Below are 776 nucleotides of genomic sequence, written 5' to 3' on the forward strand. Positions count from 1 at the left end.
TTCGAGCATAGGGCGTTTTACGGACATCAAGCCTCCAAACCCGAAAGCCTATCTTTAAATAAAATTTCTATGAAAGAGAGTCTTCTGATTCTTAGACTCTGTTGGAATCGGTGATTACGACTTATCCCGAATCCGCCACGCGCCGCGAGACTGCAGATTGTCGCGCCCCGTTTGTAGGCATGAAGACCTAATTACGGGGATAAGCGCCACATCGGTTGCAAATTCAAATACTTAGCCAGACATCCATTTGATCATGATTCACGTGGAACATCGAACAAGTTTCCGAAGTCCCCGACATCATCCACAGGGCCATCGCGATACAGACAGCAGCACCAATTGTGGACAAGTCGCTATCTGATACAGTCCGGCCGAAAGCGCGGCACGACAGCGCCGACTTATCCACACCAGACCACAGAACCGGGGCATGCCTGTGAACAAGCCGCAGAGTTTCTTTCATCTGCACCTTATTTCGGACGCCACCGGCGAAACTCTCTTGGCTGCAGGCCGTGCGGCCGCCGCCCAATACAAGGATGCGCGCGCCATCGAGCACATCTACCCGCTCATTCGTACAGACAAACAGTTAATGAAAGTTTTCGACGATATTGAAGAAGAACCCGGCATAGTTCTTTACACTGTCGTGGATCAGGCTCTCGCCGGGCGCATTGATGCGCGGTGTGCGGAGATGGGTCTGCCTTGCGTTTCGGTGCTGGAGCCGGTCTTGACCGTCTTTCAGTCCTATCTCGGAACGCCGGCCGGTCGCCGTGTCGGTGCACAGC

The 776-nt window shown here is 53.5% G+C and carries 1 protein-coding gene; it reads left to right on the forward strand.

What is annotated here, in order from left to right; translation table 11 throughout:
• Positions 1–424: 424 nt before the first annotated feature.
• Positions 425–776: kinase/pyrophosphorylase (locus AB1462_RS31410; RefSeq protein ID WP_367248955.1), on the forward strand; the 352-nt coding region annotated here is incomplete at its 3' end.

Origin of the sequence: Pseudomonas sp. SB113 (assembly GCF_040754745.1) — a bacterium.
In the GTDB taxonomy this organism is placed as follows: Bacteria; Pseudomonadota; Gammaproteobacteria; order Pseudomonadales; family Pseudomonadaceae; genus Aquipseudomonas; species Aquipseudomonas grimontii.